At 51.7% G+C, this 23758-nt stretch carries 27 protein-coding genes; 3 read left to right on the top strand and 24 right to left on the bottom strand.

All coding sequences use genetic code 11. The features are described from left to right. The first annotated feature begins 5 nt into the window (after window positions 1-5). A complete protein-coding gene (locus tag GQF03_RS10680) occupies window positions 6-1169 on the top strand; it encodes a CaiB/BaiF CoA transferase family protein (protein ID WP_161339254.1) in 1164 nt (387 codons plus the stop codon). Window positions 1170-1264: 95 nt separating this feature from the next. Here the strand turns inward: GQF03_RS10680 and GQF03_RS10675 are convergent, their stop codons facing one another. Continuing rightward, on the bottom strand, window positions 1265-2092 hold the full coding sequence (locus tag GQF03_RS10675) for an SDR family NAD(P)-dependent oxidoreductase (protein WP_206376134.1): 828 nt from the start codon (window positions 2090-2092) through the stop codon (window positions 1265-1267). A gap of 189 nt (window positions 2093-2281) precedes the next feature. Between GQF03_RS10675 and GQF03_RS10670 the strand changes: the two genes are divergently transcribed. Continuing rightward, a complete protein-coding gene (locus GQF03_RS10670; protein ID WP_161339253.1) occupies window positions 2282-3907 on the top strand; it encodes a class I adenylate-forming enzyme family protein in 1626 nt (541 codons plus the stop codon). 35 nt (window positions 3908-3942) lie between these two features. On the opposite strand, the gene GQF03_RS10665 is transcribed toward GQF03_RS10670, so the two are convergent. The 21 genes from GQF03_RS10665 to GQF03_RS10565 form a co-directional block, all read right to left on the bottom strand. Next, window positions 3943-4722 (bottom strand): SDR family oxidoreductase, encoded by a 780-nt coding sequence (locus tag GQF03_RS10665; protein WP_161339252.1) that lies wholly within the window; start codon window positions 4720-4722, stop codon window positions 3943-3945. A 9-nt stretch (window positions 4723-4731) separates the two neighbouring features. Then, window positions 4732-6666 carry an AMP-binding protein gene (locus GQF03_RS10660; RefSeq protein ID WP_161339251.1) on the bottom strand — a complete coding sequence of 645 codons (1935 nt, stop codon included), beginning with the start codon at window positions 6664-6666 and terminating at the stop codon, window positions 4732-4734. Between the two features lie 466 nt (window positions 6667-7132). Next, window positions 7133-7924 (bottom strand): metallophosphoesterase, encoded by a 792-nt coding sequence (locus tag GQF03_RS10655; protein WP_161339250.1) that lies wholly within the window; start codon window positions 7922-7924, stop codon window positions 7133-7135. A 49-nt stretch (window positions 7925-7973) separates the two neighbouring features. Then, window positions 7974-8606: a GTP cyclohydrolase I FolE gene (gene folE, locus GQF03_RS10650; protein ID WP_161339249.1), complete on the bottom strand. Its 633-nt coding sequence runs from the start codon at window positions 8604-8606 to the stop codon at window positions 7974-7976. Between the two features lie 35 nt (window positions 8607-8641). Beyond that, the gene (locus GQF03_RS10645) at window positions 8642-9115 is read right to left on the bottom strand and encodes a c-type cytochrome (protein WP_206376135.1); all 474 of its coding nucleotides are present in this window, start codon (window positions 9113-9115) and stop codon (window positions 8642-8644) included. 30 nt (window positions 9116-9145) lie between these two features. Then, complete coding sequence (locus tag GQF03_RS10640; protein WP_161339248.1) at window positions 9146-9718, bottom strand: ferritin-like domain-containing protein; 573 nt, start codon at window positions 9716-9718, stop codon at window positions 9146-9148. Window positions 9719-9740: 22 nt separating this feature from the next. Next, window positions 9741-10430, bottom strand: a complete 690-nt coding sequence (locus GQF03_RS10635; RefSeq protein ID WP_206376136.1) for an RNA polymerase sigma factor — start codon at window positions 10428-10430, stop codon at window positions 9741-9743. 67 nt (window positions 10431-10497) lie between these two features. After that, the gene (locus tag GQF03_RS10630; RefSeq protein ID WP_161339247.1) at window positions 10498-11679 is read right to left on the bottom strand and encodes an NnrS family protein; all 1182 of its coding nucleotides are present in this window, start codon (window positions 11677-11679) and stop codon (window positions 10498-10500) included. A gap of 73 nt (window positions 11680-11752) precedes the next feature. After that, window positions 11753-12532, bottom strand: coding sequence for a DUF2189 domain-containing protein (locus GQF03_RS10625; RefSeq protein WP_161339246.1), 780 nt, complete (start codon window positions 12530-12532; stop codon window positions 11753-11755). Window positions 12533-12578: 46 nt separating this feature from the next. Continuing rightward, window positions 12579-12764: a hypothetical protein gene (locus GQF03_RS10620; RefSeq protein WP_161339245.1), complete on the bottom strand. Its 186-nt coding sequence runs from the start codon at window positions 12762-12764 to the stop codon at window positions 12579-12581. 10 nt (window positions 12765-12774) lie between these two features. Next, a complete protein-coding gene (gene ccoP / locus GQF03_RS10615; protein ID WP_161339244.1) occupies window positions 12775-13674 on the bottom strand; it encodes a cytochrome-c oxidase, cbb3-type subunit III in 900 nt (299 codons plus the stop codon). Continuing rightward, window positions 13665-13835, bottom strand: a complete 171-nt coding sequence (locus tag GQF03_RS10610) for a cbb3-type cytochrome c oxidase subunit 3 (RefSeq protein ID WP_161339243.1) — start codon at window positions 13833-13835, stop codon at window positions 13665-13667. The genes ccoP and GQF03_RS10610 overlap by 10 nt, the downstream gene beginning before the upstream one ends. After that, complete coding sequence (ccoO, locus tag GQF03_RS10605) at window positions 13832-14575, bottom strand: cytochrome-c oxidase, cbb3-type subunit II (protein ID WP_161339242.1); 744 nt, start codon at window positions 14573-14575, stop codon at window positions 13832-13834. Before ccoO ends, GQF03_RS10610 begins: the two co-directional genes overlap by 4 nt. Next, window positions 14575-16239: a cytochrome-c oxidase, cbb3-type subunit I gene (gene ccoN, locus GQF03_RS10600; protein ID WP_161339241.1), complete on the bottom strand. Its 1665-nt coding sequence runs from the start codon at window positions 16237-16239 to the stop codon at window positions 14575-14577. Before ccoN ends, ccoO begins: the two co-directional genes overlap by 1 nt. A 68-nt stretch (window positions 16240-16307) precedes the next feature. After that, window positions 16308-16601, bottom strand: a complete 294-nt coding sequence (locus GQF03_RS10595; RefSeq protein ID WP_161339240.1) for a DUF6522 family protein — start codon at window positions 16599-16601, stop codon at window positions 16308-16310. 25 nt (window positions 16602-16626) lie between these two features. Beyond that, complete coding sequence (locus GQF03_RS10590; RefSeq protein WP_161339239.1) at window positions 16627-17052, bottom strand: RrF2 family transcriptional regulator; 426 nt, start codon at window positions 17050-17052, stop codon at window positions 16627-16629. A 66-nt stretch (window positions 17053-17118) separates the two neighbouring features. Next, the gene (ric, locus tag GQF03_RS10585; protein WP_161339238.1) at window positions 17119-17793 is read right to left on the bottom strand and encodes an iron-sulfur cluster repair di-iron protein; all 675 of its coding nucleotides are present in this window, start codon (window positions 17791-17793) and stop codon (window positions 17119-17121) included. A gap of 311 nt (window positions 17794-18104) precedes the next feature. Next, window positions 18105-18323: a hypothetical protein gene (locus GQF03_RS10580; RefSeq protein ID WP_161339237.1), complete on the bottom strand. Its 219-nt coding sequence runs from the start codon at window positions 18321-18323 to the stop codon at window positions 18105-18107. 33 nt (window positions 18324-18356) lie between these two features. Then, entirely contained in the window at window positions 18357-19010 is a 654-nt protein-coding gene (locus GQF03_RS10575; RefSeq protein ID WP_161339236.1) for a 5-formyltetrahydrofolate cyclo-ligase, read from the bottom strand. Window positions 19011-19029: 19 nt separating this feature from the next. Further along, a complete protein-coding gene (locus GQF03_RS10570; RefSeq protein WP_161339235.1) occupies window positions 19030-19566 on the bottom strand; it encodes a DUF6306 domain-containing protein in 537 nt (178 codons plus the stop codon). After that, the gene (locus tag GQF03_RS10565; RefSeq protein WP_161339234.1) at window positions 19553-20308 is read right to left on the bottom strand and encodes a superoxide dismutase; all 756 of its coding nucleotides are present in this window, start codon (window positions 20306-20308) and stop codon (window positions 19553-19555) included. Before GQF03_RS10565 ends, GQF03_RS10570 begins: the two co-directional genes overlap by 14 nt. A gap of 151 nt (window positions 20309-20459) precedes the next feature. Here GQF03_RS10565 and GQF03_RS10560 point away from each other — a divergent pair, with 151 nt between their 5' ends. Beyond that, entirely contained in the window at window positions 20460-21308 is an 849-nt protein-coding gene (locus GQF03_RS10560) for a LysR family transcriptional regulator (RefSeq protein WP_161339233.1), read from the top strand. Between the two features lie 332 nt (window positions 21309-21640). Here GQF03_RS10560 and GQF03_RS10555 read toward each other — a convergent pair whose 3' ends face one another. Next, window positions 21641-22744 carry a cis-3-hydroxy-L-proline dehydratase gene (locus GQF03_RS10555; RefSeq protein WP_161339232.1) on the bottom strand — a complete coding sequence of 368 codons (1104 nt, stop codon included), beginning with the start codon at window positions 22742-22744 and terminating at the stop codon, window positions 21641-21643. A 12-nt stretch (window positions 22745-22756) separates the two neighbouring features. Continuing rightward, a complete protein-coding gene (locus tag GQF03_RS10550) occupies window positions 22757-23758 on the bottom strand; it encodes a 4-hydroxyproline epimerase (RefSeq protein ID WP_161339231.1) in 1002 nt (333 codons plus the stop codon).

Genomic DNA, 23758 nt, shown 5'->3' with positions numbered 1-23758 from the left:
TCGAAATGGGACCACTGGCCGGACTTAAGGTAATCGAAATGGCGGGCTTGGGGCCGGCTCCATTCTCAGGAATGCTTCTTGGGGATCTCGGAGCCGAGGTTTTGCGTATTGACCGCGTTTCATCGGTTGATCTTGGCATTGAATTTCCAACGAAATTTGATCTCCGCAACCGCAATAAAAAATCCGTTGCCATCAACATTAAGACGGAGGACGGGCTGGCGACTCTACATTCCTTGATTGAAAAGGCGGACGTCTTGATCGAAGGGTACAGGCCCGGCGTCGCGGAGCGGCTGGGGATCGGGCCGGATGACTGCCATCGATTAAACCCTCGGATCGTTTATGGCCGGGCAACCGGTTGGGGACAGGACGGACCGCTCGCAATGTCGGCCGGTCACGATATCAACTACATCGCGCTCACCGGCGCATTACATTGTATCGGAGCAAAAAATGGTCCCCCCGTCCCGCCCCTCAACTTGCTGGGTGATTACGGCGGCGGTGCGCTATATTTGGCTTTCGGGATTATGTGCGCCGTTTTTCAGGCAAAACAATCCGGCACCGGACAGGTCGTGGATTCGTCAATGATCGATGGTGTCACAAGCTTGATGACAGTATTCCACGCCTTTCAACAAATGGGGGAAATGCATAAAGAGCGCGGCTCCAACGTGCTTGATGGCGGAGCGCCATATTATGGCTGCTTCGAAACAAAAGACGGCCAATATATAGCAATAGGTGCCATTGAAGAGCGGTTTTATAAAACCCTGATCGAATTGATAGGGCTCAAGTTTGAGGACCTTCCCGATCGTAATGATCGAAATAATTGGCCGGAACTTCAAGCACGGTTTGCGACCATATTCCGGGAGAAAACCCGCGACGAATGGTCAGATATTTTGGAGGGAACAGACGCCTGCTTTTCCCCAGTTCTTTCCCTTGAGGAAGTAAACAGCCATCCGCACAACAAGGCGCGATCGCTGCTTGCTGACGTCGACGGTGTCACGCAGCCCCGACCAACGCCTCGTTTCTCAGCGACCCCGGGCGAGATCCGGTATCCCGCGCCAAAGCCGGGGCAGCACACCATTCAGGCGTTACGAGAATGGGGGATTAAAGAAGAGATTCTCACCAAGGGTCTCAAGTCGGGAGTGTTCTTTTCCAGAGAAGACAATCAAAGTTAATTGAAGACGTGAGGGCCGTCGCGAAGGCAGCCGCTCACAGGAGGCTCCCTGGCAAGCAACAGATGATGAATTCACAACAATATGCGCCGTCTAATTCACCATCCGCCGAAAGACAAACCACCGTTTACGCTGATTGTTTGCCCGTTCACTTGTGCTGCGCCATTTGATGCAAGAAAGGTGACTACTTGCGCGACTTCATTCGCGTTCGGGGGCCGGCCACTTGGAAATCGACTTATCGCCTTTTCAAAGAGTTTGCTGGAAAACCCTTCTTTGGAAAAAATTCTATCCCATGAGGGGGTGTCTGAGGTAATGGTCATGGCGACGGTGTTCACACGAATATTCCAACGCGCGAATTCCTTGGCAAAGGATTTCGTTACCAGTATCACCGATGCTCCGGCGGCTCCGACGATACCCTCCCCCGGCGTGGGATGCCGGGCGGCATCAGTTGTCAGCATAACAATGGATCCGGAGCCGCGCTCGCGAAATGCCGGGAGAGCTGCATGCACAGGGAAAATTCTTGGGTAAAACCGAGTTCTGAAAGTATCCTCGATATCTTGGACACTCATTTCGCTGAAGGGACGAGGCCCCACCAGGCCTTCCGCACCAGCACTTATCAGAATGTCAATTCCGCCAAGCCGCTCCACCGTGTTTTTTACAACCTGGCGGACATCGTCGTAAATATTCAAGTCGCCTCTTTCAAAATAGGACTCCGGCGAGAGTTCCCGTAATCGTTCAAGAGCTGAATTTCCGCCAGCCGTTGACCGGCCATTTACAACGACTTTCGCTCCGGCCGTCGCCAGTATTTCCGCGGATCGCAACCCAACGCCACTGGTCCCCCCGGTAATGAGCACAACTTTTCCTTCCACTCCGGAAAGGCCGGCTATTCCCTCGACGTTGTGAAATTCCGCCATTTGGTTGGACATCTGAATTATCTCCCATGTTTGCAGTGTCGCTTTTACCGACGATAGCGCCGTTTGTCATATAATCCGTTCATGGAAAATATGCGGTATTTGATTTCGTATTGCAAAACTTAATTCTTTTTTTATTTATTTTTTGTTCCGAATGAGATATCCAAGAATAAGGCAAATTCGAGCTATGAAATAGGCGACGCAATGAATATTGAGCAGGTGTTCGGCCCAGATAACATTCGATTTTATCGCGAAAAAAGAATATGGGCGGACGAGACTTTCGCAGATTTACTGCACAAGCTGGTAAAGTCAGATCCAGAAAGGGAAGCGATTACCGATGGACGGACCCGATTAACATACCGGGAGCTTGACGACGGCATAAATAAAGTCGCTGCATTACTTAGGCGCCATGGACTGGATAAAGGCGATTTTATCGCTGTCCAGATTCCAAATTGGATCGAGTTCGTTTTGATCTATTTTGCCATTGAGCGTATCGGAGCCATTGGCATTCCCATAAGCGTCGATTTTCGAAGCCGGGAAGTCGAATATGTTTTAAGAACGGCAAACTGCAGGGGTCTAATTTGTTGCCGGTCATTCAAAAATTTTGATCATTTGGAAATGATCAACAAACTACGCCCTAGCCTTCCCCATCTCACTTTTATCGGCGTCGTGCGCGGGAGCCGTGACGGAAATTCGGATGCAGTTGAAATTGATGAAGCCCTATCCGCAACGTCCTCGCCGAATGATTTTGTCCCGGTAGCGACCAATCCTGACGACATCATGCGCATGATGTTTACCTCCGGGACAACCGGGAATCCGAAAGGCGTCACGCATAACCACAACACCTCCCTCTGGCCAGCCCGCATGTTAAACAAAGACATGGATTTAGGGTCCGATGAAGTGATGCTGCTTTATTTACCTCTCGCATTGAATTGGGGATACCTGACCGTACTCCAGACTGTCATGGCGGGCTGCAGGCTTGTGCTAATGGAAAATTTCGATGCCCGCAAGGCGTTGGAAATAATTGAAACTGAAAAGGTTACCTACATACCAACCGCACCGGCCGCGATTGTTGCTCTTCTGAATGCTCCCAACCAGGAAAAGTATGATTTATCGTCTTTAAGAACTGTTATTACCGGCGGAACGTCTTGCCCGGTTGAACTCGTCCGTAAATTTCAGCGCCGCCTGGATGGTAATTTAATAGAGCTCTATGGCATGCTGGAATGCGGCGGATACCATACCTATACCCGGCGAGAGGACGATCCGGAAAGCGTCGCCGGCTCGGTCGGAAAGCCGGGAACGGAAATGAAACTTCGGATATGCTCTACAGGCGGATCAACCCCGGTCACCGATGGCGAAGTCGGCGAGATCCAGAGCGCGGGTCCGTCTATTCAGCTTGGCTATTTTGGAGATGAGGACGCCAACGCCAAGTCGTATACAGACGATGGATGGTTTAGAAGCGGCGATCTTGGCATGATCGATCCGGACGGCAATCTCAGAATTGTGGGCCGTCTCAAGGAAATGATTAATCGTGGCGGGAAAAAATACTATCCGCGGGAAGTCGAAGAAATCCTGTATACCCACCCAAAAATCCTGCATGCCGCCATCATCGGCCTGCCGGATGAACGATTAGGCGAAAGCAACTGTCTCTGCGTCGTTGCAAAGAATGATCAACAAAAACCCACTCTCAAAGAGCTTGTGGATTTTCTGAAAGATACGATCGCAACCTATAAACTTCCTGAAAGGTTGGAATTTTTCGATGAATTGCCATTTACCCCGACCGGCAAAATTCAACGACATGTTCTCATGGAGCTGGTTCAGTCGCGGTAACTTACGAACGATATTATCTTTTCCCGCACTTCAATTCAGATTGAACGGCGCGACGTCAGGCCACCGTCAATCGTGATAATTGTCCCCGACGTATAACTTGACCGGGGCGATGCGAGAAATGCAAATAAATCCGCGACTTCCCGTACAGTCGCCGCGCGTCCCAAGGGGTATTGCCCGAGTAACTCAGCATATCTGTGTTCATCCCCCCACTGTTCCACCGCGCGGGCCTTCATGATTTTTACAATTCGATCCGTCGCCACCGGGCCCGGGTTAATGCCGAGTACACGAATATTATCGTCAAGGCTTTTCCCGCCAAGCGCTCGAGTGAACGCCATTAACGACGCGTTGCCCGTCGTTCCGGCGATATAACGGAAATCAAAATTTTCACCGCCATTGCCGATATTGTTGAGGATAACACCCCCGCCGTGCTGCTTGAATTTTGCATAGAATTCCCGACAAAGATCTATGTAGCCGAATACCTTAACTTCCCATCCCTCACGCCAATCATCTGCGTTAACCTGCCAAAGATCGCCTCCCGGGATCGCACCGGCATTATTAATCAGAATGTCAATATCGCCAGCATCAGCCGCTATTTTCTCGGCCGCGCCAGGCTCGGAAATATCACAGTCAATAACCGAAACGTCGACCTTGAAATCGCCACGCAACCGATCTGCCAGACTATCCAGCTTTTCCTTTGACCGAGCAACGAGATAAAGCTCGCACCCTTCTTCAGCAAAAACTTCCGCAAGACCAGCGCCGATGCCTTGGGATGCCCCCGTAATAAGTACTTTTTTTCCACGCAAGAAAAGATCCAAGGTTTTCTCCTATCTGTTTTTTACGGCCAGCTCAATTTCGTCAATGGATTCAGGATTAACGATTGAGGAAATATCGTCTTTCGGCATACCGGAGTAAGCGCTACGAATGACGCGACGCATTATCTTTGAGCTTCGAGTTTTTGGAAGCTGAGAAACGATGATAACAGCACTTGGCACAAACGGTTTGCCCAGCTGTTCCCTAACACGCATCGCCACCAATTGCCCGATATCTGCGACCTGCTTGAAGCATACAATGAATGCAACAATTGCTTGCCCCTTTACCGGATCGTCCACCCCAATGACGGCAGCTTCCATTACACCGTCAATTTCGATGAGAATTTCTTCTATTTCAGCTGGTCCGACCCTCTTACCGGCAACCTTCAGGGTGTCATCTGACCGCCCCAGAATAAAATAATTTCCCTCACCATCACGCATGGCAAGATCGCCATGGATCCACATACCTGGAATAGTCCTCCAGTAGGTATCGAGGTAACGCTCTTCATCTCGCCAGAAGCTTGCCGTCATGCCGACAAAGGGAGCGCGGACGGCCAATTCACCCGGCTGTTCCTGAACGGGAGTTCCCGAGGCGTCAACAACGTCAATTTCAATTCCGGGGGACCGTGAATTGAAACCAGCGGGCACTATTGGCCGCACGACCACACTTCCAAGCAAAGCGCCGGAAACTTCGGTCCCGCCGGTATAATTGATCAATGGTGCCTCGCCCCGTCCGAATACCCGCTCAAACCACAAGAAATGCTCAGGCGCTATCGTTTCCCCCGCGGTGATCAATAAGCGAATAGAAGACATGTCGACATTCGCATAAACATCGTGATTGGCGAAAAAACCCCTGATTAATGTGGGTGCTGATCCGAAATGTGTGATCCGATACCGTTCCACTAATTTGGGCAACCTCGACCAATCGGGGAAGTCCGGCGCGCCATCGTAGCACACCAATGTCGCGCCCCGCATCAAAGCGGTACACAAGACCAATGATCCAGCAATCCAGCCCATATCAGCGGGCCAACAAAAAACATCCTCCGCACCGACATCGAAGTGAATGACTGCATCATGGGCAATTTTTATTGGAAAGCCGCCATGCACATGTACAATGCCTTTTGGCTTTCCTGTTGTGCCTGAGGTAAAAATCACCATAAACGGATCGTTTGGCGCCATTCGAGAAGAAGGGGGAGCCGCTTCCAATGGCTGCTTTATCTCGTCCCAGCTATAGGTTGTTACCTGATCGGGCATGGGCTGAATATCATCGGAGGAAGGCTTGATAACGACAAACTCTATATCGTCTAACTGATTGCAGACGTCGCTGACCGTTTTGGACACATCTACAAACTGCCCCCGCCTGTGAAATCCGTTAGACGTTATTATCCCGCGTGCCTGGCAGGAATCCAGCCTCGCCACAATCGCTTCTGGGCCAAATCCACTAAACAAAGGAACCACGATCGCGCCGATATAGCTGAGTGCAATAAAGGCAACGCTCGCGTCTATTCCGTTTTCCATTAAGAGCCCAATTCGATCCCCCCGTCGCACGCCAATGGAGAGCAACCCGGCAGCCACGCCTTTAACTTCATCCCGCAAATCTGCATAGGTAATTTTTCGCGGCGCACCTTTTTCAGTTTCCGAGATTATCGCCGTTTTCTTATCGTCAAAACCATTGTCCAGAATTGTATCGACCCAATTCAGCTCACCGCCCGTGAACCATGACGGAAATTCGATGCCGCGCGATAAATCAAGATAGCGTTGGTAGTCTGTACTCCATTGTATTTTGCAAAAATCATTCACCCCCCGCCAGTAAGCATCGGGGTCGCATAAGGAAAATTCGTAAAGGGCGTCATAACTCTCCAGATTGAGATGACGGCAAAGTTTCATGATTTGACTTTGTTCGATCTGCTGCTCGCTTGGATACCAGGTATTTTGATCGTCTCTATTCATAACCAACCCTACTCCCGTATTTTCCGCAAACATCAAATTGCCCAGTTGTCATGGCTTAAGCCCGCCTTCAATCAGCACCTTAAAAACCTCACCGGTCTGTCGACATCTCTTGACACTCTATGGTCAAAAGTTCTTCTGGCTTATTGGGAATGGCGCCCATCGTTAGCTCATCCAGTATATCGCCACGCCGAAAAGGGCCCTGCTTCGCCAAGTTATTTTTCAAAACCTATAGCCATAATACGAAATTACATTTCATTTTACAACAGATAGTCAGACTTATGCTATGTCGGAGAAAATGTCATGGACTCTCCGGATAACGCTGTCTTGTCGGTTTTATATAAAAGAAGCGTAGACAGATCTGATGTCGAGACTGGTTAGATTATGAATGTGACGAAGAAACCAAAGTCGATCTAGATTCCGCCCCGGGAAATGGTGGGTAGGGCGGGGGAATATGACGAGGCGCTTGTCATATTTCGATCATCCCCCAGCGGAACGGACCAAGCTCGCCCGGATAGCCGCCCTGGCTGGACCGGACGCGGGTTCTCCCAAGGGTCAATTCTTCCATATGGTGGGTATGGCCGGAAATCCAGATGTCGGGCGAAAGAGCGCCGGAAGCGATTTCCGCTGTCCAATTGTTATTGAAATAGGGCGTAAGCGGACTTTCCGCAAATTCGGGCGCACTCATGGGGATCGGCGGGAAGTGAGTGATCACGACCGTTTTTCCATCGAATTCCGTCGCAAGCCATTTCTCGAGAAAGGCACGGCTTTCCGCGTTCCAGCGACGGGAATCTTCGGGCAGGATATAGCGTCCCTCCCCGACCGGGTCGGCATGCTTTATTCGGCGGTAGTCATGAATGACCTCGCGCGCAAGATCCATCGCTGGAACCGAATCCTCCGCCATAGCAAAATCAGACCAGAGGGTGCAGCCGAGAAAGCGGACACCCCCCAGCGCAAGCACGTCGTTCTCAAGAAAAAAGACATTTTCCGACATCTCGGCAAACCTACGACAGTCGGCGAGAAAACCGGTAATTTCCTGACCGTATAGTTCATGATTGCCGCAAATAATCAGCACGGGAATGGACAGGGTGTTTGCACATTCCTCAGCATATTCAACAATATTCGGGCGGCCCGTCAACTTGTTCCGTCCTTTCCAAATATCCCCGCCGAGCACCAGCACATCCGCCGTCTGAACCGGCGCAAGATCCGGCTTCGCGATATCAAGTTCCAGGTGCAGATCGCTGCCATAGGCAATTTTCATAATTCCGGATCCCCCGATCTTCTTGCTTGTATCGTCCATTATCGCATGGTCAGCACAGCCCGACCAGATGTAAAAAGCGTTGCTGCCAGAGCGGATCGCTCCGGAATACACCTGTGAAACTACTGGTAACGGTGTCCGTTCCATGTTTCCGAATGCCGCGGGTTGACATACAATGATGATCGGCCCGGATCATCACAGCGGCCCCCTTCGGCTTCAGGAATACCTGTAGGGAATTGACAATCTCCGCCGTCATTTTTTCCTGTATCTGCAGGCGCCTTGCATAAATATCAACCAGCCGCGCCAGCTTCGACAGGCCGATGACCCGCCGGTCCGGCAGATAGGCAACATGCGCCGTGCCGATGATCGGCGCCATATGGTGCTCGCAAAAACTTTCAAAGCCAATCCCCCGCACAATGACGATATCGTCGTAGCCCGCCACCTCCTCAAACGTGCGGGAAAGAATATCCGCGGGACTCTCGCTGTAGCCTGAAAACCACTCGCCAAAGGCGCGCGTGACCCGGGCCGGAGTATCGGTCAGTCCCTCTCGTGACGGATCGTCCCCGAGCCAGCGGATCAATACCCTGACCGCTTCCTCGGCTGCTTCGCGGCTCACCGAATTTGTGTTTGGGCTTAACGGCTTTTTCTGAAGGGCTTTGCTGACTGGAAAAGTGGCGTTTGACATTTGAACTCCCGGAATGGCTGAATAGGTTATGGGCACTATTTTTTGCCTCGGCTCTCTGCCGTGTCCGACAGGGATTTCAGATAGGCAATAACGACCTTGCGTTCTTCGGCCTTACGGAGCCGGAAACCCATCGATGTGCCATTGGCGAAGGCCGTCGGATTTTCCAGCCATTTGTCCAAAGTGCTTTCCGTCCAAACGACATCAAAGTTTTGCAGAGCCTCACTATAGCTGAAATCACCGACCGACCCGGCTTTGCGGCCGTAAACCCCGCGGTGGCGCGGCCCGATCCGATTACGATCCAGCGAATGACACCCACCACAGCGTTGTTTATAAAGCCGTCCACCTGCAGCAATTTGATCGTCGGAGACAGCGTTGGGGGCGACGCTGTCTCCTTCTGATATCAGTTGTGTTGCCGTTGCGGCTGTTGGTATTTTTGCATCATTCGCAAACACGCTACTCGAAAGCAAAGCGGCACAACAACACAACATGATATTCAACTGACGTTTCATCTCTTGTACTCACAACATCAATTATGTGATTTACCCGAAGATCAGTGCGTCTTTGGGAATTGGTTCGCCAAGAGCATTTGCGAGGATGGCGGCGTGGAACGCCTCATCGCCCGCCATTTGCGCGGCAACCTGATGAAAATCTGGTCCCAGGGACGGGATTAATCCGAGATAGGCGTTCGCTGCTCCACGCTCAAGCCCGAGCGCCAGCCGCAGTACATCGGTTTGGTTCTTGAGAGACGCAGCATTGAGATCTTTCGCATATTCATCCAAAGATTTTTCCGCGGATGGCTTTCCACCAAGCGTTTCAACGGCTTTTACCAACAGGTCTCTATGCCCCTTGTGATGCCCTTGAAATGCGACGCCGATTTCCACGACGGCCGGCTGCAAAAGACCACTTGTTGCCGCGATTTGATAGGCCGCTATTCCCTCATGCTCAAGGGAAATGGCTGCGTTTAGGATCTTGACATCTTGCGAAACATCCGCGGCGGAGGCCGTCTTCATTTTACTTCCGACTATTAATGAGACGGCGGCCAATGAAAGCGTTCTTCCCGCTCCGGTCAGCAAATGGCGACGTGAAAACGGATTCCGGGTAATATCTGGCATCGATTAACTCCTATTTTCTATTTTAAGATTGAATTCCCAGGGCGGCTAACACTCGGTTTGTCATTGCATCGCAATCGGCCCCGGCAAATTTGATGGTATCCGTAAAAATCGTTTCAAACTTTAGTTCCAGATTTTTGCGAATATCGCGACGCGCTCTGAACAGTCTGGATTTGACCGTAGCCTCCTTGACTTGCAAGGAATCTGCGGTTTCCGAAATGGACAAACCCTCGATATCGCGCAGCACAAAAACAGATCTATATTCATCGGGCAGTCTGGCGACAGATTGTTTGAGGAGCTCCGAGAATTGTTTTCGGATGATTTCTGATTCCGGCGACCGGGAAATGGATTCCATTGAATACCCCGACTGATAGTCATCAAGGACAGCGACATCTTTTTTCTGGAGTTCTTTCTGCCGGCGTTTAATAGCCCGTTGCCGATCAATGGCGGTGTTATAGACAATACGTGTAAGCCAGGTTGATAAACTGGATTTTCCACTAAAGCTTTCGATCGAGCTAAATGCTTTCAGATAAGCTTCCTGAACAACATCTTCCGCATCGGCATGGTGACGCAAAACACTCCAGGCCGTGCGAAAGAGCCGTTGATTATTTCGGGTAGTTATTATGCGGACGGCAAGCGCTTCCCGGCGGGCGGCGCGACGTGCAAGTTCGACGTCATCCATCATTTCAAAATTTGCGAGTTTCAGGGGCATCATCGTATTTCCTTTTGCCCATTAGACGACCCGCGGCCAGAAAAGTTCCCGACATTGAAAAAATAATGCGCTAAGTACCTTTCGGCCTGAGCAGGAGATGTGCGAAAGCCAGACTGAATCCAAGAAATGCCAACACCCATGTCGTGGCGGCGATATGAAGCAAATGCTCCATGCCGGGGGAATAAAGCGCCGCGGCTATGCGGCTAATTGCCGATAACCAGACCATGGTGAGGATCAGCTTCGTGCTTATATCGGCTTTAAGCGGCCTGCCGGTGTGACCGAAAGTCGCCCGGATCATCACGGATAGGGTCATTGATCCGACGGCGCCAACGCCAAAAGCATGCATTCCGGCAACGGGAGAAAAATACGCCGGCCAAATGTTCGCAAGCGCGATCAAAACAAACCCAACAGGAATGAAAAGATAGCTGATATGCAGGATAGCGACCAGAAAATCACCGCGCGTCCGGTCCCCGGCCCAACGGGCAAGCCTTGCGAATTGCATAATTCCCGCGCCCCCCATAAACCCGGCAACGATCCATCCATCGGCCAATACGATCCAAACGGCAAAGGCGGCAACACCCAAAGCAATCGATAGGGCGTCAAATCGACTAAAAGGCGCGGGCAACCGCCCGGGGTTCCTGCGAACGAGATAATTTCGCGTAAAGCTTGGAACTATTCGACCGCCAATCAGCATGATCAGGGAAATGGCAACAGCCATAGCTAGGCGCTGACTATAATCAGTTATCCCGAAAAAATGCGCCTCAAGGTGAAAACCGATGTTCGCCGCCCAAAAAAGTGAAACCGGTATAAGAACTTTAAGATTTCGCCAGTTTTTCCCCGCAATGACTTCGTTCCCGATCACAAAGACAATGGCCGTCAGAAAAGCGATGTCGATGATCATGGTCAATGCCCAGCCAAGATAAACAGAGAATGTGACGGCGATACGTCCAGCGGCCCAGATCACCGCAAGCAGCAGCAAGGGCCGTCCCTGTATGGGCATGCGCCCGGTCCAGTTCGGGACCGCCGTGAACAAAAAACCGGAGATGATCGCGGCTAGGTACCCGAAAAAGATCTCATGAACATGCCAGTCAATCGGGCCAAACAAGCTCGATAATTCCAGAGTGCCATAAAACACAGGCAACCAGGCCATCATTGCAAGTGCCGAAAAAAGAGAACCGAAAAAGAAAAACGGGCGAAATCCATAGCTCAATATTGCCGGGCCCTGATAGTCTCGTAATCTGGGTATTGCCATTGTCCAATCCTTCAGAAATAGGACGAAAAACTCGAGTGATGTAAGGAAACTCACGCCGCCGATAGAACAGGCGTTAGCGGAGCGCCTTATAGGCGTGCCAGGTAGCATGCCCCAAAACTGGAAAAATAACGATCAAACCCAGAAGCCCCGTCAGCAGGCAAACCACAAATGACGCCAGAACAATGACGCCCCAGGTCAGCATCACCGACAGGTTATTCCACACGATCGCCATGCTGAGGCCCATCGCGGTCAGCGCATCCATGGCTTCATTCAACAACATGGGAACGGCGAACACGCTTATCGCAAATGAGAAAGAGGCGAAAAGACCCCCGACCAGACTTCCGACGATCAGCAATAGTATACCTTCCGGTGTCGTTAAAATCGGCAAAATATGGTCAAGGCCCGGGAACGGCAGCAGGCCGAAGAAGAGCGCGTATAGCAAGACGGCCGCGCGCATCCACAGCAACATCAACAGACAAAGCATGACGCCAATAAACAGGATCTGGGCGCCGGATTTCGGCCGGACAAGGATCATGCTGAATAGGGACGCGTTCGTTCCTTCGGCAATCCGGCGGCTCTTTTCATAAAGCCCGATCGCGAGCGCCGGACCAACAACCATAAAACCCGCCAACGCCGGAAACAGGATATAATCCAGAGAAAGGGTATAGAGGCTGGCGACCACAAGAAGGGACGCAATAAAGACCGCTGCGCCATAGGCCAAACTTGTCAGCGGGTTCGTCATCATGTCTTCCCATCCGGCCCTCAACCAGCCCACGGCGGCCATACGGCTGAGGTGCCGGTCCAACGAAACCTCCGGAGGTAACGGTGGAACGGTTTTCGGTATCCTTGTCATGATGCATTCTCCTCACAGATCGTCTTCGACATTCCCACCTCCCCAGTCAGCATCCGGATTTCACGGGGCGATACTTCTTATCCGCCGCGGCGGCATCAGATTTTGACAGCAGGCAGTCTGGATCACTCGTCACCGCGACATAAACAAGATGGGCATTCGCGGCGCCGATAATCGCCAGCCCTGCCAAGACACACCAGATCACAAGTGTCCGCTTGCCAGATTTTCCGTTCATCCCTGCCACTTTAATTGTTCGACCTCCCATCGACGTCCATCCCGGATAGATCCAGCAGAAAGAGGGTCAGTATTTTCCGGTCGACATCGGACAGGCGGCCTTGCCAGGCCGGCATATGCCCTTTCCGACCATTCCAGACAGTGGCAAAAATCGCCGCCCGTGTTCCGCCGTATATCCAGAAATCATCGGTCAGGTCCGGAGCGCCCGTCTCGACATCTCCCTTTGCATTTTCCCCGTGGCAGGACGCGCAATTTTCAAGAAACAATGCTTTTCCAGCCGCATTGCGGTCCTGTTTCGGCTCTTGATCAGCGGATACCGGCGACAGTGATTGAACATAGTCAATTACCGTCAGGATCTCGTCCCGAGGTAGCAGTTGGTCGCGACCGAAGGCCAGCATTTCGCTCGCTCTGCTATCCTCATGCCCGGAATTGATCCCGACACGGATCGATTCAGAAATTATTTCCGGCGTACCGCCCCAGAGCCAGGCCGTATCCTTTAGGGCAGGAAAACCCGGACCACCCTCTGCCTTTTTGCCATGGCATGCCGCACAATTGTCGAGAAAGAGACGCCCCCCATTCTCCCGCGCAATTTGCATCAAACTCTGATCCGACAGGATCTCGCCATAGTCCATATCCATTATCCGGCCTGTCCAGATTGCCCGGTCTTCAATTGCCCGTTCAACAACCTGGTCAACACGTTTTTGCTGATCCGTCCCAAGTATTCCCCTGGTATATGTCTCGCCGAGCGGCCAGGCAGGCCAAAGGATCCAGCAAATGACCGAGAAGACAAATGAAATGAAGAGAAAAATCCAGACGGCTTTGGGAACCTTGGTATTCAGTTCCTTGATGCCGTTCCAGTCATGACCGGTTGTCATGTGACCGGTGTATCTATCCCGTTCCTCTATTCCCATGGCCGGTCCTCATCATCGATGATGCTTCTGGCCGCGCGATCAAACGGTTTTTTATTGGATGGCCAGTAGGTATAGACAAGCACCAGAAGGGAGAGGGCGAGCAAATAAAACAGGCCATAGGATTTTGCAAAGCCGACCAGCATTTCATGTTCGAAATTCATTTCGGGCCCTCCAATTTTTTCATCACCGGATTCTGATGGGCAACTTCCGTTAGACGGCCCAGTATCTGGAGATAGGCGATCAGTGCATCAAGCTCGGTCACCTTCGTCGGGTCGCCGTCAAAGTCGCGGATATTGGTGGCCTCCCCATAGCGCGCCAGGACACCCTCCGCCCTTTTTCCATCGGGATTTGCCTGTCCGGAAAGATCATTTATGGCGTTTGCCACCATTTCGTCGGTATAGGGCACACCTACCTTTTGCTGTGCGCGGAGGTGAAGGTCAAAATCGGCCGGCTCCAGCTCATTTCGGCCCAGCCAGCGATAGGAGGGCATGACGGATTCTGGCACGACATCGCGCGGATTATTCATGTGAACCACATGCCAGTAGTCGGAATATTTGCCCCCGACCCGCGCCAAATCCGGACCTGTCCGCTTCGAGCCCCATAACATCGGATGATCATATTGGGATTCAGCAGCCAGCGAATAGGGTCCATAGCGTTCCACCTCATCGCGAAGGGACCGGATCATTTGCGAATGACAGGCGTAACATCCCTCCCGAATGTAAATGTTGCGTCCGGCAAGCTCCAACGGTGTATAGACGCGCATATCCGGCGCTGGCTCAACCGTTTCATCAATCGTAAAAAGAGGCGCAATCTCGACAAATCCGCCAATGCTCGCAACGATGACGACCAATATGGCAAATCGGATTGAATACCGTTCCAGCCGGTAGTGAAAATTGAACATTACGCCTGTTCTCCTGCCTTGATTTCTTGGGCGGACGCGATGCCAAGATCAGGAGTTTCGAATTCTGGAGCCCCCGCAAGCATCCGCGCTGATCGGACCGTCATCCAGATATTGTAACAACCGACAATTGCACCAATGAGGAAGAACAGGCCGCCAATCGCTCGCGCAATATAATAGGGATGCATTTCGACCATGGACTGAACGAACGAGTAGGCAAGCGTTCCGCTCTCATTATAGGTCCGCCACATAAGCCCTTGAATAATACCGGAATTCCACATCGAGAAGACGTAGATGAGCGTGCCGGAGAGCGCGAGCCAGAAATGAACTTCCACCAGTTTTGGCGAATACATTCTCTTCTGTTTCCATAGCCAGGGAACCAGCGCATAAATCGCCCCGAATGTAATCAGAGCCACCCAGCCCAGCGCCCCTGCATGGACATGACCGATCGTCCAATCCGTATAATGCGACAGCGCATTTACGGGCCTGATCGCCATAAACGATCCTTCAAAAGTAGACAGTCCATAGAAGACGGCAGCAACCATCATAAACCGGAGTGTCGCGTCATCCCGCACCTTGTGCCAGGCGCCATTCAACGTCATCAGGGCATTCCCGGCGGCAATCCAGGACGGGATCAGCAACATGGCGGAGAAAGTCATTCCCAGCGTCTGCACCCAGGTTGGCAGCGCCGTATAATGCAGATGGTGAGATCCCGCCCACATATAGAAAAATGTGATGCCCCAAAATCCGACGATTGACATCCGGTAGGAGTAAATGGGTCTTCCGGCCTGCTTGGGCAGAAAGTAGTAAAGCATGCCGAGAAAGCCCGCCGTCAGGAAAAAGGCGACGGCATTATGGCCATACCACCATTGGGTCATGGCATCCTGCACGCCGGAAAATGCAGAATAGCTCTTTGCATGCATCAGCGAAATCGGGATCGCCAGATTATTCACAATATGCAGAATGGCGACGACAAGGATAAAGGCCATATAGTACCAGTTGGCGACATATATATGCGGCTCCTTCCGGCGCGCGAGGACCCGTAAATACAAAATGAAATAGGTAACCCAGATGATGACGAGCCAGATATCGGCATACCATTCCGGTTCCGCATATTCCTTGGATTGCGTGATCCCGATGAAATAGCCTGACACGGCCAGAAGACAGAACAGGTTATAGCCGAAAATTACTACCCAGGGGCTCAGGTTGTCCGGCATTCTTGCCCGGCTGGTTCGCTGGACAACATGAAATGAGGTGGCGATCAGGGCATTTCCGCCAAAGCCAAAAATGATGCCCGTAGTATGGACGGGCCGAAGACGGCCAAAGCTGGCCCAGGCGGCGTCAAAAGTCATTTCCGGAAAGGCGAGCAACCAGGCAACCCAGTCACCGATGAACATGGCGAAAACCGCCCAGACCATTGCGATAATAATTCCGGCCCGCGTCGGATCATCGTAATAATGTTTGGCGTTTTCAATATCCGGCGGCGGTAAGAAATACCCGGAAATCACAAGGAATATCGTCCCGAGTGCCGACAGGAAGATAATCAGGCCATGTACCACAAAAAGCTTATCCGCACCGGTTATCGCCATCGCCAGGCCAACAACGGCAATCAAAATAAGTATTAAAAATGCTAATTTCCGCTCATTAACGGTCAATTGTCCAACCATTAACAGCTCCTCTAATGTTTCTACTAACTGGTTTTTGCACCATCTACGGCGCCAGATATTCGACTAATCTACGGTTTCTGTTTTGCGGGGACGCGCCTCCCGAAATTAATGGACGAACTCTTGATGACCCTCCCCTCTGTATCCGCGATGATCTGGAACTGGCGGCGATCGAAAGAAAAAGTCAGTCGAAGCCGCCCCTGATCTTCTTCCATTCCCTGCTCGACGCGACTGGTAACCTCTCCCTTGCGCATTTCACTCTGGAGCTTCGCCACAGACATTCCGAGGCCATTGGCAATAACCTCCGCCTCGACTTCTATGTCGCTCTCCGGTCCCGTCGACAGGACATCAATCACTTTTTCCATCTTCCTCTACCTTGATGTCCTACATCTACCGTGAAATTTCCGGATGATCTCCAGGATAGGCGCAATCGGCGATTGTCGATGTGTCCAAAGACGCAAAAAATGCTTCTCTCGCTTTATGAAGGCGGCTTTTTAATCGGCATTTAGGCATCAACCGGCAATCGCCACCGTCTTGGCGAAAACATTCTACAAGGGCATGTCTTTGCTCCAGATACCGAACGACTTCTCCCAGAGTGACCGATTGCGGTGACCTGGCAAGACTAATACCCCCGCCGGCACCATGCTTGGTCTGCAGAAATCCTCCGCGAACGAGATCCTGCACCACCTTGGTCAGATGATGATAGGAAATATTGAACTCCTTCGCGATTTCCCCCGTCGTAAGCATGGCATCGGGATTATCGGCCAACCGCATCATTACCCTTAATCCAAAGTCCGAAAAAGCCGCCAGTCGCATGATCCATCCTCAATCTTTAAAGTACGCCGATATCGGATATATAAAGCAATGCGCCAAAATCCTCCATCAAACCGTCTCAAAGCGGGGAAACAGGACATTATTCTCCAAATGGATATGGTCCTGCAGATCCTCCGTCAGTTTTGCAAGGCCGGCATACAGGGCCTGCCAGGAGCGACAGGCGCCCTCCGGTAACGTGAAATTATCCGTCAGTTCGGCCAATCTTTGCAGATACACGCCATGATCCGTGTGATCGTAGCGCATTTGAGAAATCGGCGCGTCCAACGTTGTATCCGCCCAGCGCATTGCCGGGAACAGAATGAGCTCTTCCTTCTTCATATGGACTTCCAACTCGCCTTCCATCTCCTTGAGGAGCGTCGCAACACCCGCCGGTACTTTCGGATTGTCTCTGTGTACAGCTTCGACTTTGCGGGCAAGAAGTATCAACTCTGGAATCTCGCGCCGATGCGTATCGTGGAACCGGCTTTGAATATATTCTGTCAATTCACCCGACGACAAATTGGTTGAAGCCGGCAGTTCATCTGATTCCAGCGCGGATAACGCTTGCTCAATAACGAATACATCAAGACCTAAATCTTTTGCCGCCATATCCAATGTGACGTCCCCGCCGCAACAGAAGTCGATCTTGAAATTTCTGAATATTGCCGAAGCCCCCGGAAGAGTCGCGGCAATGTGTCCTACAGTCTGATCCTGCAGGGAAGCCTTGGTAAATTGAACTGTCATCGTGAACCTCCGTCAGTTTAGTGTCGACCGGAATTGCCGCAATAATGAAAGCGTCGTATTCCAGTGCTGTTTCCGCGCAATATGTTAGCTCCAAATATCTTCTCGGCTCGGCAGCGAGCTCTCGTTCCACAAGGGGCTTTTGAGACCAATTTATAATTAGTATTTTAAATGCTAATTATATCAGATTAACTAGTATTTCAATTACTATTTTACGGTGACCCGTAAATTTCATGCGGCAAATGATCGCACCAACAGTGGTGGTTGCATTTGCGGTAACGGGCGGTACACCGAAAAAACCAAATCGAGAAATGTCACCGTTTAATCACTAATTCCAGCGATTGAACACATCCAACAAGACAAATGATTGTACCTAAACAGATCAGGTTAAGGCTGCCGCTGATTGTCAGGATCTCTCGCTGATCGGTTTCCAACAGGTAGGAGGCAAGAAAATACGAAACTAATCCGATTACTGAGACAACCACCCCATCAACAACCAAACGGACGCTTTTCTGAATTGAGTTATTTGGCATGAAGAGTCTCCTTTAATGGAAGTAAAGTAATCGTCACTCCCCGGTCACTATCGAATCCATCGGAATATCGTGTGGTTGCGGGAATATTGTAGTGAGAGCGCCCGATGAATGGCCAACCCCGATGACTTTCGGCCGAGTAGGTAGCGACATCAACGTACGGTCATAAAATCCGTCTCCATAGCCGAGCCTGTGACAATCGGAATCGAAACCGACCAATGGGGCGATGACAATGTCAGGTTTGACTTCTTTATTCTGGGCGGGGATAGGAATATTCCATGCACCCAGTTTCATGCGCGAACCCGGTGTCCAGGCATGAAACTTCAGCGGCTGTCGCGGCTCAACCACAACCGGCAAGGCGATGCGGCCTCCCCTCCCGACTACCCCGTGCATCCAGTGACGAAGATCGACTTCACCCTTGATCGGCCAGTAAACGCCGATAACCAGATTTTCCTTGTCTTCTATGGCCTGTTCAAGCTGATTGACCACCCGCCCCGCATGGCTGCGGCGGTCATCGTCCGATAAGTTAAGACGCGCGGCAATCAGTTCGGCTCTTTTCGCTTTCCGCCAGCGCTCTACCTCTATGGCCGTTTGCAAATCCACCATCGAAAAACCATCGCCGCTTAGCTCAAGTTCATGCGCGAAACAGGGCGGTGAGGAAAATCCCGTTCCGGTATCAGTAAATTTCATTATCAATATCCAGTTCCACCTAATTGACACCGGGCGTGGTCAGCGTTCCGCGGGATGTCCGCAACGCCGCCGCACTTTTCATGTTGATTTCATGAACCTCGAGCATATCCATTAAGTCGTCATGCAGTTTTTCATCGCCAATGCGAGAGAGCGCACCTTGCAGTTTGCGAACAACCCAGAACTGCCCGCGATCAAGTAATTCCAGCTTCTCATCGAAGCTTTCCAGGGCCATAATCTTGTTCAGAAATTCACCGGTTTTTAAGCTTGGAAGGCCGTTGAAGCGGATAATATGGTTGGTTAACATGGCGCAGAACCTCCCTTCATCTACGGCGATTTCATGGAGTGTTGATCTGTCCGCGGTATCGTCGGACTGATGACTTAGCGCCGACACTGCGCGGGCTCCCGCTCGTTCCGCCTCCAACAATGAATTCAATAGCTCGAGTATTTCTTCATCACTAAAAAAGTCAGTTTCTGATTCTCGAAACATGCACCGCGACGATTTCTGGGGGAGCTCTCTGTTCCTGAATTTTTCTCCGAAACTCTTATATTTCTTCATCTACGATATTTTCCTTTCGTCGTTCGTCGGCATCTTTATTGACGCACCAATTGGAAAACCGGTTGTCACCGCCGCCACAATGTTTTTGCCAGGGCGCTTTCGTTGCTTGATCGCAACGCGCCCGATTTAGTTTCGCTATGTTCGAATTGACGAATTCCCAGTTTATTAGACGCTCGAGGAAGACATCGATGTAATCACTTCGTTTGTTCTGGTAATCGAGGTAAAAGGCATGCTCCCACAGATCGATTGTAAGGAGTGGGGTTTGGCGCCCCAATGCAGGTGTATCTGCGTTGGACGTTTGGATTATACGAAGGACATCATTCTCCAGGACCAGCCACAGCCAACCGCAGCCGAACAGGTCCAAGGCGGCATTTCTAAATTGATGGGCGAAGGCGTCATAGTCACCGAAGTCCGCAATTATCTTCTCTTTTATGTCTCCGAATGGCATGCCCCCGCCCATCGGACTCATTGAATGCCAGAAAAAAGTGTGGTTCCAGGCCTGGGCCGCATTATTGTAATACCGCTGGAATCGAGCTTGCCCTGCGGTTTCGTCTAGAATTTCCTCCAGTGTCCGCTCTTGATATTTGATGTCATGAACTGACTGCCGCAATCTCTCCAGGTAGTTAACCTGGCTCACATAGGCGCGATGATGTTTTCCATAATGGATTTCCATCGCCGCCGCTGAGATATACGGCTCCAGCGCGTCATACGCATAGGGAAGATCAGGCAACAGGATGGGCATCCCTAGACTTTCCTTTCGCCTTAAAATCGCAGTTTTATGTCCAATTTTGGATATAGAGCTAATTCTAATATTTAACAAACGATAAAAAATTGTTTATATTATCGATTTTGCCGATATTAATTTTTCGGTTTTTTTGATGAGGAGTCGACTTATGGACACAGAGTTAGCCCGAACGTTTCTTACGGTCATCGCAACGGGCAGCTTTATCCAGGCAGCGGACCGGCTTCATGTGACGCAATCCACCGTCAGCGCTCGCATTCATTCTCTCGAAGAACAGCTCGGATGCATTTTGTTCATCAGAAACAAGGCGGGCACGACGCTTACGCCCGCAGGAGCGCAATTTCAAAAACATGCCTCCACCCTTGTGCGTACAGTTGAACAGGCTCGTCAGGATGTCGGGATTCCAAGCGGCTTTACGGGCGCAATTACCATCGGCGGCAGGTTCGGCCTCTGGGATCAGCTTCTTCTGGACTGGTTGCCGCGTATGCAACAACTCGCGCCCAGCATTTCGATCCGCGCCGAAATAAGTTTTGAGCCGGAGCTCATGCAGGGTCTTATAGAAGCCCGGCTGGATATCGGCGTCATGTATACGCCGCATAATCGACCCGGCCTCACCGTCGAGCCGTTGATTGAAGAGCGCCTTATCCTTGTGTCGACTAACCCTAACGATCTCCCGGAACCCGGTCCGGGGTATGTCTATATCGATTGGGGACCCGAATTTTATGTCCAGCATAGCGCGAGCTTTCCGGAATTCACGGGCGCCGCGCTTTCCGCCAATGTCGGATGGCTGGGCCTCCATCAAATACTGAAGCATGGCGGCTCAGGTTATTTCCCCGAACGCCATGTTCGCGCGATAATCGACGAAGGGCGCATGACACAAATTGCAGGCGCGCCGGATTTTTTGCTGCCAGCGTTTATTGTTTACACGTCAAGAAGCGAAAAGAAACATCTTGCTACTGCGGTGGAGACAATTAGGAAAGTTGCTTCTGAACAATACTAATTTTACGGAAACGCAATCTGCGTAAGCGCTATATTCAAATGAACCGTGTTCTCAAAGATTGCCAGACTTCTTTTCTTCGAGGAGGTGGCCCGCACATGCGATATCAACAGACGGCATTGCCGTTGCTCCGTTCCGGAAAGCTATCTTTATACTCTTATGACTATGACGGTCTGCCTGCTTCGCGGGCTGTCAATGTAGAGTACGATTGAAGATCCCAACCGTCATTATTCTGAGATCGTTGACGCCTGGATATTAATCGTAAACGGTATCGTGAAGAAATGCTGAGCGCTCAATTAATCTGGATTATCACTGAAAAATCATGCGGTTATTGATTATGAAATAGTAAGCACCGGCTCACCCAGAACATTGAAATCGGGCGAAATACCAAGGCCGGGACGATCGGCCGCGGTCATCCGGCCGTTTACCCGTTGCGGTGCGCCTGTCGCGATTGTTACGGTGCCATAGGAGTTAAAATCCGTCGCGGAAAAGCAAAATTCTTCCGGCGTTGAGCGGGCTAAATGAGCTATGGCCGCCGTGGTGATATCGCCGCCCCAGGTATCCTCAATCGTCATGGGAATGCCGGAGGCAACACAGAGATCGCGCATCAGCCGCGCTTTCGTAAAACCGCCGACTTTCGAGATTTTCAGGTTAATGCAATCCATCGCATCCTCCGCGATACCGCGGACCAGGGTCCCTGCCCCGTCAATGACCTCGTCCAGAATGAAGGGAAGTGCCGTCCGCCGCCGGATCGACACCGATTCCTCGTAGGTCAGACAGGGTTGCTCGATATAGACATCGAGCTTGGCCACCGCGCCGACCACCCGTGCCGATTCATGCCGTGTCCAGCCGGTATTGGCATCCGCCACAAGCAGGTCGCTCTTTTTCAATACCGCCCGCGTCGCATGGATACGATCAATATCGTCATTGGCGTCGCCACCGACTTTGAGCTGGAACTTGGTGTAGCCTTCCTTACTGTAGCCTGCAATCTTCTCCGCCATCTGTTCCGGGCTTTCCTGGGAAATGGCGCGGTACAAAGCAACATCCTCCTGCATGGCCCCGCCGAGCAGCATATAGATGGGCTGTTCCGTCGCCTTCCCAAGAATATCCCAGCAGGCGATATCGATCGGCGCCTTCGCATAAGGATGCCCGCGTAATGCCGCATCCATGCAATGGTTTATCTTGTTCAGGGCAAGCGGATTTTTGCCAATCAGATGCGGCGCTAGTTCTTCAAGCCCGGCCCGCACCCCCTTGGCATAGGACGGCAGGTAGGCGGAGCCGAGCGGGCAGCATTCCGCATAACCGGTCAGCCCTTCATCGGTTTCCACGGCGACGACCGTGCTGTCAAAGACCTCAACGAAATTGCCGTTGGACCAGCTATAGCGTCCCTCCTTCAACGGCAAGTCCACCTGCCAGGCCTTGATCGCGGTAATTTTCATTTTCAACTCTCCTCAGATAACGACAAAACCATGGGCAAAGGGATCCCGGTCATCGATAAATATTGTATTCAGGCCGGTTACCCGGGCCCAGCCGCCAATTGACGGTATGATCGCGTCAAGTTCCCCGACTTTGGCCAAACTTTCCACCCGTCCGGTGAACAGGGAACCGATAATGCTTTCATTGATAAACTCATCGCCAACCTTCAGGTCGCCACGGGCCGCCCATTGCGCCATCCGCGCGCAGGTTCCCGTTCCGCAGGGCGAGCGGTCAATCGCCTTCTCTCCATAGAAGACCGCATTCCGCGCGGTCGCTTCCGGATTTGTCGGTTTGCCCGTCCAGATAATATGCGTCAGTCCCCGGATGTCGGGTTGTTCAGGATGTATGAAGTCATATTTTTCGTTCAACGCGGCCCTCAAGGCAGAACTCCATCCGACGAGATCGAGCGCCCGGTGATCAGCCGTATCCTGATACGCCGGCTGTGGCTCGACGATCGCGTAGAAATTTCCGCCATAGGCGACATCCACGGTGAGTTCGCCCAGCCCGGGACAATCGGCGGTAAGGTCTTTCTTATAGAGAAAGGAGGGCACGTTGGTGAGCCGAACCTCTTCCACGAAGCGGCCCTCCTGCCGGTATTTCGCGACAACTTTGCCGGCAGGCGTATCGAGATTTAGAACGCCCGGCGTTTTGGGTGTCACCAACCCGTTTTCGATGGCGATCGTCACGGTCCCGATCGTCCCGTGCCCGCACATTGGCAGGCAACCGGACGTCTCGATAAAGAGCACGCCGACATCGCAGTCGTCCCGTGTCGGCGGATACAGGATCGATCCCGACATCTGGTCATGGCCGCGCGGTTCAAACATAAGTCCGGTCCGGATCCAATCGAATTCAGTTAGGAAATGCGCCCGCCGCTCCAGCATTGTCTTGCCTTCCAGCATCGGCCCACCGCCCGCCACGACGCGCACCGGGTTACCGCAAGTATGACCATCTATGCAAAGGAATGTATGTTGTGCCAT

This window comes from Sneathiella chungangensis, from assembly GCF_009882935.1.
In the GTDB taxonomy this organism is placed as follows: Bacteria; Pseudomonadota; Alphaproteobacteria; order Sneathiellales; family Sneathiellaceae; genus Sneathiella; species Sneathiella chungangensis.
This window is presented reverse-complemented; position numbering and strand designations above follow the sequence as displayed.

Excerpts from the sequence above, each read along its gene's own strand:
- GQF03_RS10640 (WP_161339248.1), bottom strand. The coding sequence starts at position 9,718 with ATGCCAGATATTACCCGGAATCCGTTTTCACGTCGCCATTTGCTGACC.
- ccoO (WP_161339242.1), bottom strand. The coding sequence starts at position 14,575 with ATGTTCAATTTTCACTACCGGCTGGAACGGTATTCAATCCGATTTGCC.
- GQF03_RS10655 (WP_161339250.1), bottom strand. The coding sequence starts at position 7,924 with ATGAAAATTGCCTATGGCAGCGATCTGCACCTGGAACTTGATATCGCG.
- GQF03_RS10550 (WP_161339231.1), bottom strand. The coding sequence starts at position 23,758 with ATGGCACAACATACATTCCTTTGCATAGATGGTCATACTTGCGGTAAC.
- GQF03_RS10630 (WP_161339247.1), bottom strand. The coding sequence starts at position 11,679 with ATGGCAATACCCAGATTACGAGACTATCAGGGCCCGGCAATATTGAGC.
- ric (WP_161339238.1), bottom strand. The coding sequence starts at position 17,793 with ATGACAGTTCAATTTACCAAGGCTTCCCTGCAGGATCAGACTGTAGGA.
- GQF03_RS10565 (WP_161339234.1), bottom strand. The coding sequence starts at position 20,308 with ATGCCCATCCTGTTGCCTGATCTTCCCTATGCGTATGACGCGCTGGAG.
- GQF03_RS10635 (WP_206376136.1), bottom strand. The coding sequence starts at position 10,430 with ATGATGCCCCTGAAACTCGCAAATTTTGAAATGATGGATGACGTCGAA.
- GQF03_RS10570 (WP_161339235.1), bottom strand. The coding sequence starts at position 19,566 with ATGAAGAAATATAAGAGTTTCGGAGAAAAATTCAGGAACAGAGAGCTC.
- ccoN (WP_161339241.1), bottom strand. The coding sequence starts at position 16,239 with ATGGTTGGACAATTGACCGTTAATGAGCGGAAATTAGCATTTTTAATA.
- GQF03_RS10555 (WP_161339232.1), bottom strand. The coding sequence starts at position 22,744 with ATGAAAATTACCGCGATCAAGGCCTGGCAGGTGGACTTGCCGTTGAAG.
- GQF03_RS10660 (WP_161339251.1), bottom strand. The coding sequence starts at position 6,666 with ATGAATAGAGACGATCAAAATACCTGGTATCCAAGCGAGCAGCAGATC.
- GQF03_RS10610 (WP_161339243.1), bottom strand. The coding sequence starts at position 13,835 with ATGAATTTCGAACATGAAATGCTGGTCGGCTTTGCAAAATCCTATGGC.
- GQF03_RS10580 (WP_161339237.1), bottom strand. The coding sequence starts at position 18,323 with ATGCCAAATAACTCAATTCAGAAAAGCGTCCGTTTGGTTGTTGATGGG.
- GQF03_RS10575 (WP_161339236.1), bottom strand. The coding sequence starts at position 19,010 with ATGAAATTTACTGATACCGGAACGGGATTTTCCTCACCGCCCTGTTTC.
- GQF03_RS10670 (WP_161339253.1), top strand. The coding sequence starts at position 2,282 with ATGAATATTGAGCAGGTGTTCGGCCCAGATAACATTCGATTTTATCGC.
- GQF03_RS10595 (WP_161339240.1), bottom strand. The coding sequence starts at position 16,601 with ATGGAAAAAGTGATTGATGTCCTGTCGACGGGACCGGAGAGCGACATA.
- GQF03_RS10680 (WP_161339254.1), top strand. The coding sequence starts at position 6 with ATGGGACCACTGGCCGGACTTAAGGTAATCGAAATGGCGGGCTTGGGG.
- GQF03_RS10645 (WP_206376135.1), bottom strand. The coding sequence starts at position 9,115 with ATGAAACGTCAGTTGAATATCATGTTGTGTTGTTGTGCCGCTTTGCTT.
- GQF03_RS10675 (WP_206376134.1), bottom strand. The coding sequence starts at position 2,092 with ATGTCCAACCAAATGGCGGAATTTCACAACGTCGAGGGAATAGCCGGC.
- ccoP (WP_161339244.1), bottom strand. The coding sequence starts at position 13,674 with ATGGGAATAGAGGAACGGGATAGATACACCGGTCACATGACAACCGGT.
- GQF03_RS10590 (WP_161339239.1), bottom strand. The coding sequence starts at position 17,052 with ATGCGACTGGCGGCTTTTTCGGACTTTGGATTAAGGGTAATGATGCGG.
- GQF03_RS10620 (WP_161339245.1), bottom strand. The coding sequence starts at position 12,764 with ATGAACGGAAAATCTGGCAAGCGGACACTTGTGATCTGGTGTGTCTTG.
- folE (WP_161339249.1), bottom strand. The coding sequence starts at position 8,606 with ATGTCAAACGCCACTTTTCCAGTCAGCAAAGCCCTTCAGAAAAAGCCG.
- GQF03_RS10560 (WP_161339233.1), top strand. The coding sequence starts at position 20,460 with ATGGACACAGAGTTAGCCCGAACGTTTCTTACGGTCATCGCAACGGGC.
- GQF03_RS10625 (WP_161339246.1), bottom strand. The coding sequence starts at position 12,532 with ATGACAAGGATACCGAAAACCGTTCCACCGTTACCTCCGGAGGTTTCG.